This window comes from Synechococcus sp. R6-10 (assembly GCF_047461815.1).
GTDB lineage: Bacteria > Cyanobacteriota > Cyanobacteriia > Thermostichales > Thermostichaceae > Thermostichus.
Genome location: NZ_JANSHW010000688.1, coordinates 1 through 737, shown reverse-complemented (window position 1 = coordinate 737; position 737 = coordinate 1). Strand labels below are relative to the sequence as shown.

At 60.9% G+C, this 737-nt stretch carries 1 protein-coding gene; it reads left to right on the top strand.

Annotation, left to right across the window (positions count from 1 at the left end; all coding sequences use genetic code 11):
* Positions 1-737 (top strand): cyanophycinase (locus tag NW837_RS15325; protein ID WP_414332512.1); only part of this gene is annotated, 737 nt, incomplete at both ends.

Here is a 737-nt window from a genome sequence, read left to right as displayed (position 1 = left end):
GGATCCCATCACCGCCCGTTCCGACATCATCGCCGTCGGGGGAGCAGAGGATAAGGAAAATGAGCGCCACATCCTTTGGGAGTTCTTCCGCCGAGCGGGGGGAAAGTCTGCCCACATCACCATCGTGCCCGCGGCTTCTGGGATCCCGGCGGTGCTGGGGGAGATCTACGCCAACATTTTTCAGCAGATGGGGGCGGCCAGCCTCCAAGTTCTAGATATCCGCAGCCCGATGGAGGCAAGGGATCCCGATAACGTTGAGAAAATCCGCTTCTCCACCGGCATCTACTTTACGGGTGGGGATCAGGAGCGGCTGGCGGAGGTGCTGGCCCACAGCGAGCTGATGGAGGCCATTCGACAGCAGTGGCAGCGGGGGCAGACGGTAATTGCCGGAACCAGCGCCGGAGCTTCTGCGTTGGGGCAGCAGATGATCTCCCGCGGCTACAGCGGAGAACCGCCCACGCCGGCAATTGTAACGGTGAAGACAGGCCTGGGCCTTTTGCCTCGCGTCATCATCGATCAACATTTCCATCAGCGCAATCGCCTGGTGCGGCTGGTTACGGCGGTGGCCCACTATCCCCAATGTTTGGGTATCGGCATTGATGAGAATACGGCGGTGGTGATCCAGGCCGACGATGTGATGGAGGTGATCGGCTTGGGGACGGTGACGATTGTGGACGGGACGCAACTGTACTCGACCGTTCAGGAGGCGGCGGCGGATGAGTATTTTCGGCTGCACA